This is a genomic window from Paenibacillus sp. A14 (assembly GCF_036864815.1).
Lineage (GTDB): Bacteria > Bacillota > Bacilli > Paenibacillales > Paenibacillaceae > Fontibacillus > Fontibacillus sanfengchensis.
Map to the genome: position 1 here is coordinate 623,652 of NZ_JBAGJD010000001.1, position 16,750 is coordinate 640,401.

Genomic DNA, 16,750 nt, shown 5'->3' on the forward strand with positions numbered 1-16,750 from the left:
ATATCCCGCGAAGGGTCACGCTCCATCCGGGGTTCTAGGCCGGCCACACGAACACGGCCACGGTTCCCGGTCCCACATGGGTGCCGACCACCGCTCCAATGCTTGTGCGGACTACCTCATGCAATGTAAAGTGTTCGGACATCAGCCGGATGATCTCCTCGGCCCCTTCCGGGTTTACCGCGTCGCAGACCGCGATATGAACATCCTTGTGATCACCAAAGTCCTTTTTGAACAGCTCGATCACGCGGGATACCGCCTTTTTGTGACCCCTGACTTTGTCGACCGCATAAATAATGCCTTCCCGGTCTACCGACAAAATCGGCTTAATGTTGAGCAGCGTTCCCAGAATGGCCGCCGCCTTTCCGATCCGGCCGCCCTTCTGCAAATATTCCAGCACATCCACCAGAAAATACAATCTGCGTCCTTTGCCGACGCGTTCCACCTCGGCGCGGATTTCCTCGGCGGTTGCGCCCTGCTTGGCCATCCGGGCGGCCAGAACGACCTGAAGGCCGAACCCGTATGTCGCGCACAGCGAGTCGATGACCGTGATATCGGCCGGCTCCCCGGCCTCCTCTTCCAGCATTTCCTTGGCCAACCGGGCCGACTGGTACGTTCCGCTCATGCCGGAAGAAATATGGATCGAAATGATCGGGGAACCGGGGTGCTTCCGCATCAGCTCCCGGTATACCTCAACATACTGGGACGGAGAGGTTTGTGAAGTCGTCGGCAGTTCACGGGACTTGGTAAGTTTATCGTAGAACTCCGAGGCGGTAATGTCGATGCCTTCCAGATAGGACTCGTCTCCAAAGGCGAGCCGCATCGGCACGATGTGAATCCCATATTCCTCCACCATGCTCTTTGGAACATCGGCCGTACTGTCGGCAACGATAACAGCCTGCTTCAAATAGAATCCCCCTCTTCTCTTTCCCCGCCTTAAGATTCGACAGAGAACAGATAATAATAAATCGGCTGGCCGCCGTTGTGTACTTCTACTTCAACATCGGGATAAGTATCATGAATCCAGGCGGAAAGAAGTCCGGTGATTTCCGGAGTGGCTTCTTCCCCGACCAGAATCGTAACGATTTCGTCTCCGCCGGCCAGCATTTTCGCAAGCAGCGCTTGGCTTGTCTCCAGCAGCCCTTCCTCCGTGCTTACAATTTTGGAATCCGTAATGCCGATATAATGGCCCGCGGTAATTTCCAGGTCGTCGAACACCGTGTCCCGCACAGCGTAAGTGACTTGTCCCGTCTTTACATGCTGCACGGCGCGGATCATATTGTCCGAGTTGCTCTCGGCGCTCTCCTCTTCCTGGAAGGCAAATGCCGCGGCAATTCCTTGCGGAATGCTTTTGCTCGGAATGACCGTCACGCTGCGCTCCCCTTCCAGCAGATCTCTGGCTTGTTGCGCCGCAAGCACAATGTTGGAATTGTTGGGTAGGACAAAAATGTGCTGTGCCGAAATCGAATGAATGGCCTTCACGAAATCCTCGGTGCTCGGGTTCATCGTTTGACCGCCCGACAGAACGACGTCGACGCCCAGGCTTTTGAAAATATCCGTAATCCCTTGCCCGGAAGCCACGGCGATAAATCCATAAGGTGCGATCTCGTGGGCCGGCAGTTCGGCCGGATCATTTTCGCGGACCGGTTCGGCCGGGATTTCGGCAAACAGTTCCGGCATCGGTGCCGCATCCATCCCCGCGGTCAACAGATCGCGGTGCTGCTCGCGCATATTCAAAATGTGAATCTGCGTAATTTCCCCGTAGCGCAGTGCCAGATTCAGCACTTCGCCTGGCTCTTTGGAATGGACATGGACCTTGATCACTTCGTCATCGGCGATCACGATAATCGAATCGCCGTTCACTGACAGCGCTTTCCGGAACTGATCCTCATCGAAATTGCTCCCCGGTCCGGCGCCCAGCTTACGGTTGATGAAAAATTCCATATCGTATAAAAACTCGATATCCTCAGTATCCAATTGGGCTTGTGCGGACGCGTGATGGGCAGGATGGTTGACGGCCGCTGCCGGCGCCTCAACCGGGCGCGCCGGAGACAAGACTCTGCTTGCCGCTTCCTGAGCAGGTATGTACGGCTGCACTTTGCCGGTCAATTGCTCCAGAAATCCCTCATAAATATATACCAGTCCCTGGCCGCCCGAATCGACGACGCCTACCTGTTTCAAGACAGGCAGAAGCTCCGGCGTGCTGGCCAGCGCTTCCTTGGCTTTGCCCAGGACTTCGGTCATCAGCTCGGTGATATCCGTGGTGCGACGGGCATAAAATACCGCATGCTTGGCGGCTTCCTTGGCCACGGTAAGAATCGTTCCTTCCACCGGCTTCACCACCGCTTTATAAGCGGTATCAACGCCGTTTTGCAGAGCTGCGGCAAACTGAACAGTATTCAGTTCATCGTAAGCGGCAACGGAACGGCTGAAACCGCGGAATAACTGGGAAAGAATAACCCCTGAATTTCCACGCGCGCCCATCAGCAACCCTTTGGACAAAACGCCCGCCCGGCTGCCTACGCCGCCCGTTCCGTTATTTTTCAGCTCGGCCACGCCGGCTGTCATCGTTAGATTCATATTGGTCCCGGTATCCCCATCGGGAACCGGAAATACGTTCAGGGAGTTGACATGCTCGGCATGCCGGCTCAAACGCTCCGCCCCGGCAAGGACCATGGCGGTAAAATCTGTTCCATTAATAGAACGCTTACTCAAGAGAATTCCCCTTCCTAGCTTGATACACGTACGCCTTGAACGACGACGCCCACCTCGGCCACCTCAAGCCCGACGACTTCATTCAACACGTATTTCACTTTTTGTTGGATGTTGTGTGCTACCTCGGAAATTTTCGTGCCGTAACTGACTATAATATAAAGATAAATTGCCAATCGGTTATTATCCAGCTTGACTTCCACACCGCGGGCCAAGTTTTCGCGCCCCAGCAATTCGGCGATGCCGTCTTTAAATTGCTTTCGGCTTGCCATTCCCACGAGTCCATAACATTCCATGGCGGCCGATCCGGCGATAACCGCGATCGCTTCATCCGAGATATCGATGCGTCCATATGGAGTATCCAATTGTATAGCCACGTCTGCACTCACTCCTCCCTTGAAATTATTATGGACTAAACAATATTGTACTATAAGAATAAAGAGAAATAAATAAAAGATGGGAATAGCCCCGAAATAATGTTTGCGGATCGGTTGACGGAGCTTTTTTTACTATGATATTATATTTAAGTATTGTTTTATGAGGTTTCCTCTGCCTGTAGGCAGGGTCCAGGAAATCACCCGCCCTCACGGCCGGGTTGAACAATAACCGTGAACTTGATAATGAACCTTATTTCAAGACAGGTGTATTTGGAACAGGAGGTGTAATGAAATGTCTCGCAAATGCTATGTAACAGGCAAAAAGCCAAGCAGCGGTAACCATGTTTCCCATGCCAACAACCGTAACCGTCGTTCTTGGGGCGTGAACGTGCAAAAGGTACGGATCTTGGTAGACGGTAAACCGAAACGCGTATATGTCAGCACCCGGGCTTTGAAATCCGGTAAAGTGACTCGCGTGTAAGGCTCAAATAAGCATATAGACAAAAAGCACCTTTTCTAGTAGAGGTGCTTTTTTGGTGCTTCCCGATTTCTCTGATCCGTTTCAGGGATGCGCCTGCCCTAGTTTTTGTGAAACGTGTTCAAAACAGCCTTAACAAAACCTCCCAAAAATTTAGGCAGCTTGAATGTGTAAAATTTCATCGTTCACCCTCCCCATCATTCTCATGCCTTCACCCATATTGTATGTTTCGCGCCTCTTCCTCGTGTATTTTTTCCCGCAAAAAAAAGGCTACATGAGAACTCTGCTCATGTAACCCATTGTATGCGCTATGGCGCAGCCCTATTCCACTGGACAACTACTTCACCCGGTTTCTGATTTCCGCGATTGCCTCGCGCCGATCAGGCCGTCCGAATACCGCGTTTCCCGCAACCAGCACATCCGCTCCCGCTTCCGTCACGAGCGGCGCCGTTTCGGCCGAAATGCCGCCGTCGACTTCGATGCGCAAATGGTTCAGCCCCAGCTCCTGTTTCCAAGCGTGCAGTTGGCGGATTTTCCGCAACGTTCCCGGAATAAACGCCTGTCCGCCAAATCCCGGATTCACGGTCATGACCAGCGCCAGGTCGATATCCTCCAGCACCTCGCGAATCGCCGCGGCCGGTGTGGCCGGATTGATAGCTACGCCGGCTTTGACACCATGCTCCTTAATCAGGTGAATTACGCGGTGCAAATGCACGCACGCTTCGGCGTGTACGGTGAGCACATGGGCGCCGGCATCGGCAAATGCCGGAATGCATTGCTCCGGCTTCTCGATCATCAGATGCACGTCAAGCGGGAGATTGGTCAGCGGCGCAATCGCACCCATGACGAGCGGTCCGAACGTCAGGTTCGGCACGAAATGGCCGTCCATGACGTCGACATGAAGCCAATCCGCTCCTCCGCGCTCTACGTCGGCTACTTCTTCGCCGAGTTTGGCAAAATTCGCCGATAAGATGGATGGGGCAATATAGACATTGGACATGAAGCTAATACCTCCGTTTTTTGTCTTTCATCTCTTCATGGAACTGCACATAGTGTTCGTAGCGGCTTGAGGCGATGGCTCCCTCGGCGGCGGCTTCCCTTACTTTGCAGCCCGGCTCGTGAAGATGGCTGCAGCCCCGGAATTTGCACGCGTCCGCATAATCGTGGAACTCCCGGAAACAGGAGGACAGTTCTTCAATCCCGAGCTCCAAAAAATCAAGCTGGCTAAACCCCGGCGTATCCGCCACATACCCCCCGTTTTCAAGCTCGATCAGTTCCACATGCCGCGTGGTATGACGGCCGCGTCCCAGCTTCATGCTGATTTCGCTCGTTTCCAAGGAAAGGCCCGGCAGCATGGCGTTCAGCAAAGAGGATTTCCCCACGCCCGATTGTCCCGAGAACACACTGATTTCCCCGGCAAGGCTGGCCTTGACTTCCTCTGTCCCAAGCCCGGTCTTTGAGCTTGTAATCAGAACCTCGTAGCCGATTCGTTGGTACATTTCCTGCACCTGGGCGGTCAGATCCTGAATATTGCCGTCCTCCGATTCTCCCAGCAAATCTTCCTTGGTCAGGCAAATCAACGTTTTAAGGCCGGCATGCTCGATATGGACCAGGAACTTGTCCAGTAACTGCAGGTTCAAATCCGGTTCCTTCAAGGAAAAGAGCAGCACGGCCAGCTTCGCATTAGCGATCGGAGGCCGGATCAGCTCGGTTTCACGGGGCAAAATTTCATCGACTGTCCCCTCGCCGTTTTCGGTAGGCGAATATAGAACCCGGTCGCCTACCAGCGGGGACAAGCCCTTTTTCTTAAAAATCCCCCGTCCGCGGCACTGGATGGTTTCTCCGGGCGCCGCGGCGTCGGGCTTCACATAGTAATATCCGCTCAATGCCTTAACAATCAAGCCTTCAGGCATATAGGCTGGCCTCACTTTCGCGTCGATCTGCCTTATTTGTCTTTGTTGCCATTTCCCTTACCTCTTCCGTTTGCTTTGCCGCTATTCTTCTCAGCTTTGGCCAACGAATTGGCTTGGATCATGCCGGTGTCCGGAATGTCGTCCATCGGTTCCTCATATTCGGACTGTTCCTCCGTCTGCTCGCTTCCCGGAAGCGGCAGAACCGGCACGGTTCCCTGTTTGGCATCGATATAGGATACAGGATAAGCCTCCAGGAACGCCCCGTCACGGTATACCTTGACGACCCCGTCCTTGTTCGGAGCGAGGATCATATTCACCGACAGGTACTGCGGTTTGCCTACTTTCGTGGTCCCCATATCCTGATTCTCTCCCCGGGCGTCCTCGACGATCAGCCCGATTTTACTCATCTGGCCTTCGGCGGCGGGAGCGACCGGCACCTCAAAGGTATATTCGATCGCTTCAGGCGGGTAGCCCGAGCTGATGAACAGCGTCACTTCTTTGCCGGGCTCGACTTTTTCGTTAGGATTATACGGCCATTGCTCCACCACTTTACCGGCGGCAATTTCGTAGCTCTGCTTCTCCTTGATCCCGTCTTTCGCCAGAACGAGGCCTAGCTTCTTCAGTTCCGCTTCCGCCTGCTCCCGCGTCATATTTACGAGATTCGGCATAACCACCTCTTTCGGTCCCGAGCTGACTTTAAGTACGATACTTACTGCCTCCGGATCGTAATCGGTGTTGGCATCCGGACTTTGTCCGAACACTTTGCCGGCTTCCACCTCATTGTTCTGTTCCTCGACCTTGCTGATACGGTCTTCATCAATCCCCAGGCCGGTGAGTTCCGCGACTGCTTCCTCGTAAGTATAAGTGCCCCCCGTCAATGAAGGCATTTTCTTCGTCTCGATCGGCTTGGCCGTACTTACCGTGAAATCGAGAGTTGAGCCTTCCCTCACAATCGTTCCTTCGGGCTTGCTCTGTTCGTAGACGAATCCCTCGTTTACGCCTTCCTTGTATTCCCGTTTAATCGTGCCTACCGCAAGACCTGCGTCAGTAAGACGACTGCTCGCATCCTGTTCAGACATATTCAATATGCTTGGCACCTTGACCTCAGGAACGGTCACCATTTTGTTCACATACCAAGCAACGCCGAGCATGGCGATAAGTAAAATGACAGTAAGACTTATCCACAAGATGGCTTTTTTCTTGTCGGCGGATTTCTTGGCGGTATTTCGCGGCTCCTCCGGAGCCTGAGCGTCGCGCGATCGCTTCGTGCCTCCGGCAGCCGACGCACTTTGCGGCTTGATCGCCGGCACAATGCGCGTACTGTCCTCATCCTCCTCGTCGGAGAACGAGAGCTTGGACTCCAGCCGTCTTTCCGGCAGCAGGCAAGTCTCCAGGTCACGCAGCATCTCTTTCGCCGACTGGTATCGCTCGGCAGGGCTCTTGCGCATCGACTTCAGAATGATATTCTCCACGCTCTGCGGGATCATCGGATTGACGGCCCGTGGCTCGTCAAAATGCTCCTGAAGGTGCTTCAGCGCCACGCTGATCGGACTTTCCCCCAGAAAAGGAAGGCGGCCCGTAAGCATTTGATAGAGCACGATCCCCAGCGAATACAAATCCGATTTCTCCCCGGTAGCCACGCCTTTGGCATGCTCCGGCGAGAAGTAGTGTACGGATCCCACGACCGACCCGGTCTGGGTGATGGTCGCCGAGGTTACCGCGCGGGCAATCCCGAAATCCGTCACTTTTACGCGCCCATTTTTGCCGATCAAAATGTTATGAGGTTTAATATCACGGTGAATAATCTGGTTCTGATGGGCATGATCCAGCGCGTCCGCAATTTGCGAAGCGATCCGTACGGATTCTTCCACCTGCAGAGGCGCACGTTCCTTGATGATCTCGTTTAAGTTTTGGCCCTCCACGTATTCCATAACGATGTAATGGACATCCTCTTCCTGCCCTACATCATAAACGCTGACGATATTCGGATGGGATAAAGATGCGGCCGATTGCGCTTCCCGGCGAAAACGTCGAATGAACTCCTCGTCATTCACAAATTGCTGTCGCAGCACTTTTATGGCCACGAAACGGTTTAACAGGATATCCTGCGCCTTGTAGACCAGGGCCATCCCGCCGCCTCCGACCCGCTCGATTATCTGATAACGACCGCCCAATTCGTGTCCGATCATGTGTTCCACTCCTTTACCCCGTCTTCCCCGGAATGCTCCAGCAAAGCCACGGTGATGTTATCGTCGCCTCCGGCGATCAAAGCAAGCCGCAGCAAACGGTCGGCGCGATCATTCAACTCCAGATCCTCCGCTCCGAGCGTTCGGGTCATCTGTTCCAGGGTTACATAATTGCTGAGCCCATCGCTGCAGAGCAGTAAAATCTCGCCTTGCTCCAAGGAAACGGGGTACAGGTCAACGGCCACTGTCGGGTCGGTTCCCAAAGCCCGGGTTACCACATTTCTGTGGGGATGCACCTGGGCTTCCTGCTCGCTGATCTGTTTGGTTTTCAGCAGTTCGTTGACCAAAGAGTGGTCCTCGGTGAGCTGGACCAGCTCGCCCCGGCTGAATTTATAAACCCGGCTGTCGCCGATATGTCCGATTCGGCCCTCATTTTCGCCTAGAAGCACGGCGACCACCGTCGTTCCCATATTGCGGTATTCTTCATGCTCCGAAGCTTCACGATATACGACTTCATTCGCATGTAAAATCGCCCGCTCCAAGCTCTCGCCGCATTCCTCGGCCGATAGGCCGGAGGGCAGTTGATGCAGATCCTGGACGATGGTATCCACCGCCAGCTTGCTCGCTCTGTCCCCGGCTTGATGTCCGCCCATCCCGTCGGCCACAATGGCTAACGTGTACCCCTGTTCCAACCGCTCAACCCAGGAGCTGTCTTCATTGACCGAGCGCACCCGCCCGATGTCACTCACAAAAACAGTCTTTATCAAATTTGATCACCTCGCACCAGACTCCATATGCTTCGCCCGCAATTGACCGCAGGCAGCCGCGATATCATGGCCTTGCTCCCGGCGGATCGTGACGTTGATGCCCTTTTCCGCCAAAATGCGTTGAAACTGAAAGATGTCATTTCTTGATGTCCTGACATACTTACGTTCCGGCACATGATTGACCGGAATCAAGTTGACGTGGCAGAGCATGCTCTTAAGAACACTTGCCAGTTCCTCCGCATGTTCCGGGCGGTCGTTGACGCCCCCGATCAAGGCATATTCAAAGGTAACTCTTCGTCCCGTTTTGGCGATATAGTAACGCAGCGCCCCCATCACGTCATCGAATGGAAAACGGCGGTTGACCGGCATCAGCTTGGATCGCAGCGCATCATTCGGCGCGTGAATCGAAATCGCCAGATTGATCTGTGTATCTTCATCGGCAAATTTATAAATATTCGGGACGATCCCGCTCGTTGATACAGTAATATGCCGTTGACCGATGTTCAAGCCCTTTTCGTGAATCATAATCCGCAAAAATTTCATCGTGGCCTCATAATTCTCAAACGGCTCGCCCGTCCCCATAATCACTATGCTGCTAACCCGTTCGCCTCGGGGATCGAGAATTTTTTGGGCTTGGACAACCTGGGCCACAATTTCTCCGGGCGTTAGGTTTCGTTTGAGCCCCCCCAAGGTGGAGGCGCAAAACGTGCAACCCACCCGGCAACCCACCTGGGTCGTCACGCAAATGCTGTTGCCGTAGTTATGTTTCATGATAACCGTCTCAATTGCATGGTCGTCATGCAATCCGAACAAGAACTTAACGGTTCCGTCCTTCGATTCGTATTTCGTGATTTCATTGAGCGTCACAAAAGCAAACTGCTCGTCAAGCTTTTGGCGCAGCGTTTTGGACAGATTGGTCATTTCATCAAAAGAATTAACCCGCTTCACGTAAAGCCAATCAAAAATCTGACCCCCGCGAAAAGCCGGTTCCCCCTGGGCTACCGCCCACTCCTGAAGTTCTTCCAAGCTGTAATCATATATAAAGGGTTTCATTCTCACACACCTATTCGTTTAAATTTACAATCGTTTTGCCCTACTCATTCTTCCTATTTTAGCATAGATCACGGTGACACTAAAGAGCACCCGTACTTCCAGGCCGAACCCCCCAGTAAATCCTTTCCTAAATTAGAGCAAAAAGGCCGGGGCTTCAGTCACAAAACCATCACCCCGACCTTGCCTTTTGGCAAGCTTTTCAGTTGTAGTTTCTGTACCCGCCGGCTTTTAATGCGTAACCAGGGAACGAAAGTCGTCCCTGCTGGAACGGTCCGCTTCATAGAAGACAACGTCGCCGTCCATGAAAGAGAACCTACGGCCGTAGGAGTCCGTCTCCTGACGCCCAAAGCCCTCCATGTCAAACCATTGGTTCATCAACGGGGCATGGATGTATTGCAGGTGAGGTCGGCCATTTTCTTCGTTTCGGACCGTCTCCACATTAAAATTGACGACGATGTACCCATTCCGCAAAAAAATCGGCGACCGATCCGTGAGACCGTTATGGGTCCTTCCAAATTCGGCAACATTCGTTCCCGCTTTGACGGCATAAACGTCGGCGGGAAGACTGTATTCGCCATACCATTTCTGCACGGACGCGTTGGCTCTTGCCGGGTCTACCCCCGCAGGGATTCCGCGTTTGGGCCCGATCAGTGTACGGATGCGGGAGTTCAACTGCAGCAAACTAAACCGGCCGACAGGCGATTTCTGCCGCGCTATCTTCTGCATATAGATTTGTACATATTGACTTCTGCTGATCCCCGCAATCTGGTCAAACGAATAATCGTGATCGTATTTATACAGGGCCGTATCGATCAGTTCTTCGGCAGGAACATGGCGCAGCCGGTCGTTCAAAATAACATAGCGCTGTACACGGTCCCCGGCCGAGCCGATTTTAACATAGCTTCGCTGACCCGCGTGATAATATAAATCCACCGGGATCCTTGACCCGTCTTGGGCGCCGACAAAATAAAAGGACGGAGTTATCCGGATGGAATCCCGCAACCCAAACATGTTGCCCTTCGTTTTTAGGTCGAATTTAAAATGATATCCGGTTTTGACGACCGCATTTCGGTAAAGTGGATGGCTCCCCGGCCGGATAGGCAGCGTAAAAGGCGCCAGGTTTCCCCGCTTCCCCCCATCGATACCATTGAGTCCAACCCAATAGGCGGCACCTGTAGGCGCAGCAGCGCCGGGGGAAGCCCGAAAAACCGTCTCCCAATTGTAATCGGCGATGTCCGTAACCCGTAAATCATAAACCCGGCCGATTACGTCAACCGGTACCGTATCATAGGCGACATGGTGATTCAGATCCAGATTGGCGTTGATCTGTCGGCTCGCACCACCAGGAGCATTGTGGGCCACCGTCATAAACTCGACCTCATAATACCCTTCATCCACCCAAACCGGAAGATAGAACAAAAAGGACTCCCGGGCCTTGTCCACCTCGATCCAAGTATTTTTCGGATAAAACACAGTTCGGCTCTCACTGTACACGTCGAAAGGGAAACGCACCTGCTTGCTCCCGATATACTTAAAGTAATCATTGTAGCCGTACCCTTTATAGTTGGTGTGCTGTCCGCAGTTTGGCATCTCCACCGTAAACGGCCTGTCCAAAATCACCGCCGAACGCCCCCGTGCAGGGTTGGTCTTCTGATTGTGGGCACGATCGTCCGAAATATCCGGATACATGACCACAGGGGTATGCACCGTAACCGGGTTGATTCCATAGATGGGATAGCTCACGTCGGCCCCGCCATTGATATTACCGCTCATCAGGGAGTAATAAATCGTACCGGTACTAGGCTGATCCGCCCGGTTTGTTTTGCTCATCGGAATGAGGTTGCCCGGAGAATACAGCACATTCTCGCCGATTCTGGCGGCCACGGGAATTTTTCCCGGCATTAGTCCCGTTTGTTCGGTTGGAGAACCGTTCATAACCGTTCCGCCGTTAAAAGAGAAAGAATCATTCTGGACCTTCACCTTTTTAACGACGGATTCCGCATAGGACTTAAGATTCTCCGTCGGTACACCGGGTTTCGAGCGGCCGCCTGAAATACTCCTTGACGGAGCCTCTACGCTGCCAGGCGGGGATGGCGGCGTAAACCCGCTGGTTTTAGAAGTTGCAAAGCTGGGAGGTTGATAGCCCGCAGGCCGAATTCGAATGCCGCCCCCCTCAAAAGCATAATTCCAAAGCGCGGCCTCGCTAATCTTATAGACTTCCAGGTTGTCGATGACCCAATAAGAATAGGACCTTTCAATCGTATAATCGTAAGACCTCTCCACAGTATCCGACTGCGGATTAGGTGCGGTGTAGGTTGATCCGTCCGGCCGGGTCACCTTTTTCCCGGGATCCCAGGAAAGGTGATACGTCCGGTTTACAGTGACAGGAAAAGTACATTTCCCGCTCATCTCGACAAACCTATTTTGAGATAGATAGCTCTTGGCAAGGACGTTCCCGTATAGACTCTCCGTCGTCGGAATACCATCCAAAACCTCAAACCTCTCCCTTCCGCGCGAATCCGCCCGAATAACCCCGGAAGGATCGGGTGAATTCAAAGTGGCCTCCATTACCTTTCCGGGCACGGGAACCGTGCAGCCGCCTTGGGGAGGAGGGCCATTAGGTGTGTAATAGAAGTAGATATAGTATATCGGGAAGGTTCCATCGTAAGTAAATTGCTGAGGATCGCCATTACTTATAGATCCACCAGAAGGAGCTGAGACTGTGCTCTTTTTATATCCTTCATACTTATAATTTAAAGTTTGAGGACTATGAAAGTATTGGTAGAGTCGGTCTTTAATTAGCTTCTCTGTCCGGTCTCGAAAACCATCTATTCCATCAAGAGACTGGCCGGTAGTAGTAAAGTGTTTTATTACCGCCTCACCCTGCTGGGGTTCCAATTCAATCGTCAACATAGTCGGGAAATAATACCTATAACCTATAACTCCAGGCCCTAGTTCTTTTGGGGATTCGTTTGAAACATCCTTGGAAATATTACCGTTCAACGTTGTAGTCAATGAACCATTAACATTTACCCGAAAATTTACAGTGCTAGTTCCTAGACCATTTACAGTTCCGTTTGAGGATGAGGAAAATTGAGTGCTTATATAATCAGCCATTCTGCCCCATAAAAAATCAGGATTTTCGGAAGTATATCTGGATGTATTCCAAATGTTTTCACCATTACTCCAATCAAGCGGGTTATGAAAGTCATTGACCTCAACTTTCTTGATCTTTCTATTAGGAAAATCAAATGAATAGTCAAAATATATTTTCACGTGGTCACCGGGTCTTCCTTCTTTAGTCCAAGTAGTTCCGTGCCATATATCATATGAAAATAATGCTACAAAGTAATAAACATTTGGATTTGTAGTATCCTGTGTAACAGGCAAACTACTAGACTCAATTTTGTTCGGAGAGAAATGTGAAGCGATTAGGACAAAAATTAAGGCTGACAAGGAAGCAATTATGAAACGAACCCTCATAAAATTATCTCCTTATAGCAAAGGGCATTTAATCATTACAACTGAATCTACAGGTTCCCGCAAATAAATATACTCAACATCTTTTAATTTGTAGTTCTTGTAATTTGGATCATTAAACATGTCATTTCCGTTTACTATAGGATAACTCGAAGTTCTGGTTCCATCCGAATTCTTAATCAAGAGTCCCTTACGTTCTTGCCTTTGTCTTGGTTGTGAGTTCTCACTCAACAAGTACGTAGTAAAACCATTAAAAGAGGCTCGAATTTGTACCCCCTCAACATCCCCTTGTTTGATTGGCCATATGTCATAAATCGTTAAAGTATCATTTATTTTTAAGGGAAGCTGCAAATATGAAATAACTCTGGCATCAGAATATGCTTTTCCTTCAACATCCTTCAGTAACACATCAAAATTCTGAAAGTACTTCCTGTAAGGCTCCAGTGGCTCTGTCTTCACTATATCTTCCAACCTAGGTATTACTCTCTCACCAATCCAGACCCAATTACCGACAGAATCCCAAACCACATTCTCACCTAAATTCTCACTTATAAATCGAAGGGGTACATAAGTACGCCCCTTAATAGCTGTTACCTGTGAGTCCATTGTTACCAATTCACCACCAATGGATGCGGACTTACTGCCTAATTCAAGTTTGATTTTTCTCTCTTCCTTTTCGTAAAGAATAGTGTTTTTCTTAAACTCAACCTTCGCATTAAGAGCTTCTCCTATTCCACGCAGTGGGATCAATATTCGGCCATTTTTTGATACGGGATCACCGCCGTCAAAAATTACTTTTTTACCATTTACCAAAACAGATAGTTTAGGGCTTCCAACGATAGGCTCGGCCCCATTCGCAATTTGAGTCATGTAACTTTGATTAAACGCAAATACCAAAGAAAAACAAAGGAAGAATTTTACCATTTTTCTCATCCTCAACACATCCCCCATCTTTTCTTCATTCCGATCTCTCATACTAATTCGTGAAGCAGGTCACAACCACCTCCTTATAAGTTACACTTTTGATAATATAAGGGAATTTTCTCACATAAAAAAACACACCCTTATGTATCGCATTGCGATTCTAAAGGTGTGCTTCACCAATTCCATTATATACCAACTCGTATGTCTCGTAAATGGCTAGATCAATCAAACTAATTGTTTTGCCTAACTGACTTTGATTGCTTTAATGTGCTGCAGCATGCATTGAAAAGAGACAAAACCCAATTAACGGGATTTCCTCACTTTAATTGGGTGCGTAGCCAGCACCACAGATGAATTAGCTGGAGAACCTCCCGCTAATTTTCAGGAATTGGCTAGTTCGGCGGCTCAAGTCGCGTAATAGCTGGAGTTTTTCCAGCTAAATCCGATCCAAGGGCCTAAAGCCGATATCTTAACGTGAGGTTTTCCCGTTATTAAGCTTACTAATCATTAACACGTAATCTTACTAGCTTTTCACAAGCCGCGCAATGTAAAAACCGTCCGAATGCGCGTCCTGCGGCAAAATTTGCAGACCCATGGAGCTTCGGGCTTCCGCCTCTGGTATAGCTCGTCCTCCATCCGGCTGTTCCTCGTCCAATGTGAATTCCGGATGACGGTCCAGAAAGTCCCGTACCATGTCCTCATTCTCCGCCTTTTCGATCGTACAGGTGCTGTAAACCAGTACGCCGCCAGGCTTGACCAGCCCGCAGACGGCATCAAGCAGCTGCCGCTGAACGCCGGCAATCTCGTTAATATCCCCCTGGGTTTTGGCCCATTTCAAGTCAGGTTTGCGGCGAATGACCCCCAGGCCGGAGCAAGGAGCGTCCAACAGAAGGCGGTCAAAAGACTCCGGAGCAAACTGGTCCGCGAGCTTCATCGCATCCCCGGACACGGTCCGCACATTGCCGAGGCCAAGCCGCTCGGCATGCTCCTCGATCAGCTTGGCTTTGTGGGGATGGATATCGTTGGAAACGACTTCCCCTTTCCCTTCCATAAGCTCAGCCATGTGACAAGTTTTTCCTCCCGGAGCGGCACAGCAGTCGAGCACGGACATCCCCGGCTCCGGGCGGACGGCCCGCCCCACCAGCATGGAGCTTTCATCCTGCACGGACAGCAGGCCCTGCCGGTACCATGGGGTCAGCGCCATATTTCCTCCGCTCCGGACGAGGATCCCGTCCGGCGATAGCCCGGAAGGCGCCGCTTCAAGCCCCGCCTCCTGCATCCGCTCCAGCAGCGCCTCCCGGCTAATTCTGGCCCGGTTGACCCGGACGCTGACCGCGGGAGGCTCATTGTTGACCCGGCAGATCGCCTCCGCCGCAGCTTCTCCGTATTGTTCCACCCACCGGGCAACAAGCCATTCCGGATGGGAGTGCTCCAGGGCGATCCTTTCCACGGGAGGCAGGTCCTTCGGCAGCGTCAGCTCGCTTTTGCGCCGCAGCACATTACGCAGCACGCCGTTGACCATCCCGGAGATTCCCTGATGCCCGCGGCGCTTGGCGATGTTCACCGCCTCGTTCACGGCCGCATGCGGAGGAATCCTGTCCAAATAATAAATCTGGTAGAAACTGAGCCGGAGCAAGTTACGAACCCACGGCTGCAGCTTGGCCAGCCCCTTGGTGACAAACGATGCCAAAAAATAATCGATCGTGTTCAACCGGGAAATCGTCCCATAGACGAGTTCCGTAGCCAGACCCACATCCGCGCCGGTGAGGCCCGACTTCTGAATCGCGCCGTTAAGAAGCAGATTGCTGTAGGCTCCTTCCTGCTCCACCGCCGTTAAAACCTGAAGCGCCGTATCCCGCGCCGAAGCGCCGCCGGCCTTGCCCCGGCCCTTTCCGCGATTTCCGCCTTCGGCCGCGCTCATGCGAGAACCGTCCCTTTTTTCATCACGCCGCCACGGATAAACTCGGAAGCATCCATCGCCTTCTTACCGGCAGGCTGAACCCGGGTGAGCAGTACCGAGCCGTCGCCCGTCTGCACTTCAATCCCGGCGGGAGACAGGTCCAGCACCGTTCCCGGAGCTTGTTCGGGAGCGCCCACCGAAACGCCAGGCTTCGCGACAGCCCATACCTTGAACACTTCCCCGTTCCAAGTTGTAAAGCCGCCCGAAAAGGGCACCAGTCCGCGCACCCGGTTGAAAATCTCGCGGGAAGTCGCATGCCAATCGATTTTTTCGTCTTCCCGGGTCAGATTCGGGGCATAGGTGGACTCCTCGTCATTTTGCGGAATCCGCTCCGCCGTTCCGTCCAGAATCATCGGCAGCTGCCGAATCAGAAGCTCGGCCCCAACCACGCTCAGCTTCTCGAAAATCGTCCCCGCCGTATCCTCATCTTCTATCGGCACGACCGCTTTTGCGATCATATCCCCGGTGTCCAGGCCCTCGGCCATGTACATCAGCGTGACTCCCGTCTCTTTTTCGCCGTTAATAATCGAACGCTGAATCGGCGCCCCGCCGCGGTATTTCGGCAAAAGCGAGCCGTGCACATTCAGACAGCCATACTTCGGCAGATCCAGAACCGATTTGGGCAAAATCTGCCCGTAAGCGGCCGTCACGATCAGGTCGGGCTTCAGCGCCGCAAGCTCTTCCACCGCTTCGGGAGCGCGCAGACGCTGCGGCTGCAGCACGGGCAAGCCGTGCTGCAGAGCCGCTTCTTTTACCGGCGTGGGGGTCAGCACTTTTTTTCGCCCTTGCGGACGATCCGGTTGCGTCACCACCCCCACCACGTTATATCCCTCCTTCAGCAGCGCCTCCAGGGAGGGAACCGCAAACGCGGGTGTTCCCATAAATACGATATTCACGGAAGAA

General features: G+C 52.2%; 14 protein-coding genes. 1 reads left to right on the forward strand and 13 read right to left on the reverse strand.

Annotated elements, in window-relative coordinates; all coding sequences use genetic code 11:
* Positions 1 to 34: 34 nt before the first annotated feature.
* From V4U88_RS03080 to V4U88_RS03090, 3 genes are read right to left on the reverse strand one after another with little or no spacing between them, the layout of a single operon-like run.
* Positions 35 to 904: a DegV family protein gene (locus V4U88_RS03080; protein ID WP_334071755.1), complete on the reverse strand. Its 870-nt coding sequence runs from the start codon at positions 902 to 904 to the stop codon at positions 35 to 37.
* A gap of 29 nt (positions 905 to 933) precedes the next feature.
* Entirely contained in the window at positions 934 to 2,712 is a 1,779-nt protein-coding gene (locus V4U88_RS03085; protein WP_334071756.1) for a DAK2 domain-containing protein, read from the reverse strand.
* Positions 2,713 to 2,726: 14 nt separating this feature from the next.
* On the reverse strand, positions 2,727 to 3,086 hold the full coding sequence (locus V4U88_RS03090) for an Asp23/Gls24 family envelope stress response protein (protein WP_334071758.1): 360 nt from the start codon (positions 3,084 to 3,086) through the stop codon (positions 2,727 to 2,729).
* A 292-nt stretch (positions 3,087 to 3,378) separates the two neighbouring features.
* Between V4U88_RS03090 and rpmB the strand changes: the two genes are divergently transcribed.
* Positions 3,379 to 3,567: a 50S ribosomal protein L28 gene (rpmB, locus tag V4U88_RS03095; RefSeq protein WP_044479170.1), complete on the forward strand. Its 189-nt coding sequence runs from the start codon at positions 3,379 to 3,381 to the stop codon at positions 3,565 to 3,567.
* 98 nt (positions 3,568 to 3,665) lie between these two features.
* On the opposite strand, the gene spoVM is transcribed toward rpmB, so the two are convergent.
* The 10 genes from spoVM to fmt form a co-directional block, all read right to left on the reverse strand.
* On the reverse strand, positions 3,666 to 3,746 hold the full coding sequence (gene spoVM, locus V4U88_RS03100) for a stage V sporulation protein SpoVM (protein ID WP_036621610.1): 81 nt from the start codon (positions 3,744 to 3,746) through the stop codon (positions 3,666 to 3,668).
* 155 nt (positions 3,747 to 3,901) lie between these two features.
* Positions 3,902 to 4,564, reverse strand: coding sequence for a ribulose-phosphate 3-epimerase (rpe, locus tag V4U88_RS03105; RefSeq protein WP_334071759.1), 663 nt, complete (start codon positions 4,562 to 4,564; stop codon positions 3,902 to 3,904).
* A gap of 4 nt (positions 4,565 to 4,568) precedes the next feature.
* Positions 4,569 to 5,477, reverse strand: a complete 909-nt coding sequence (gene rsgA / locus V4U88_RS03110; protein ID WP_334071760.1) for a ribosome small subunit-dependent GTPase A — start codon at positions 5,475 to 5,477, stop codon at positions 4,569 to 4,571.
* Positions 5,478 to 5,509: 32 nt separating this feature from the next.
* Entirely contained in the window at positions 5,510 to 7,666 is a 2,157-nt protein-coding gene (pknB, locus tag V4U88_RS03115) for a Stk1 family PASTA domain-containing Ser/Thr kinase (RefSeq protein ID WP_334071761.1), read from the reverse strand.
* Positions 7,663 to 8,430, reverse strand: a complete 768-nt coding sequence (locus V4U88_RS03120; RefSeq protein WP_334071762.1) for a Stp1/IreP family PP2C-type Ser/Thr phosphatase — start codon at positions 8,428 to 8,430, stop codon at positions 7,663 to 7,665. Before V4U88_RS03120 ends, pknB begins: the two co-directional genes overlap by 4 nt.
* 6 nt (positions 8,431 to 8,436) lie before the next feature.
* On the reverse strand, positions 8,437 to 9,483 hold the full coding sequence (gene rlmN / locus V4U88_RS03125) for a 23S rRNA (adenine(2503)-C(2))-methyltransferase RlmN (protein WP_334071763.1): 1,047 nt from the start codon (positions 9,481 to 9,483) through the stop codon (positions 8,437 to 8,439).
* 228 nt (positions 9,484 to 9,711) lie between these two features.
* A complete protein-coding gene (locus V4U88_RS03130) occupies positions 9,712 to 12,039 on the reverse strand; it encodes a DUF5704 domain-containing protein (protein WP_334071764.1) in 2,328 nt (775 codons plus the stop codon).
* A gap of 939 nt (positions 12,040 to 12,978) precedes the next feature.
* The gene (locus V4U88_RS03135) at positions 12,979 to 13,896 is read right to left on the reverse strand and encodes a copper amine oxidase N-terminal domain-containing protein (RefSeq protein ID WP_334071765.1); all 918 of its coding nucleotides are present in this window, start codon (positions 13,894 to 13,896) and stop codon (positions 12,979 to 12,981) included.
* Between the two features lie 514 nt (positions 13,897 to 14,410).
* On the reverse strand, positions 14,411 to 15,808 hold the full coding sequence (gene rsmB / locus V4U88_RS03140; protein WP_334071767.1) for a 16S rRNA (cytosine(967)-C(5))-methyltransferase RsmB: 1,398 nt from the start codon (positions 15,806 to 15,808) through the stop codon (positions 14,411 to 14,413).
* Positions 15,805 to 16,743 (reverse strand): methionyl-tRNA formyltransferase, encoded by a 939-nt coding sequence (gene fmt, locus V4U88_RS03145; protein WP_334071768.1) that lies wholly within the window; start codon positions 16,741 to 16,743, stop codon positions 15,805 to 15,807. The genes rsmB and fmt overlap by 4 nt, the downstream gene beginning before the upstream one ends.
* Positions 16,744 to 16,750 lie beyond the last annotated feature (7 nt).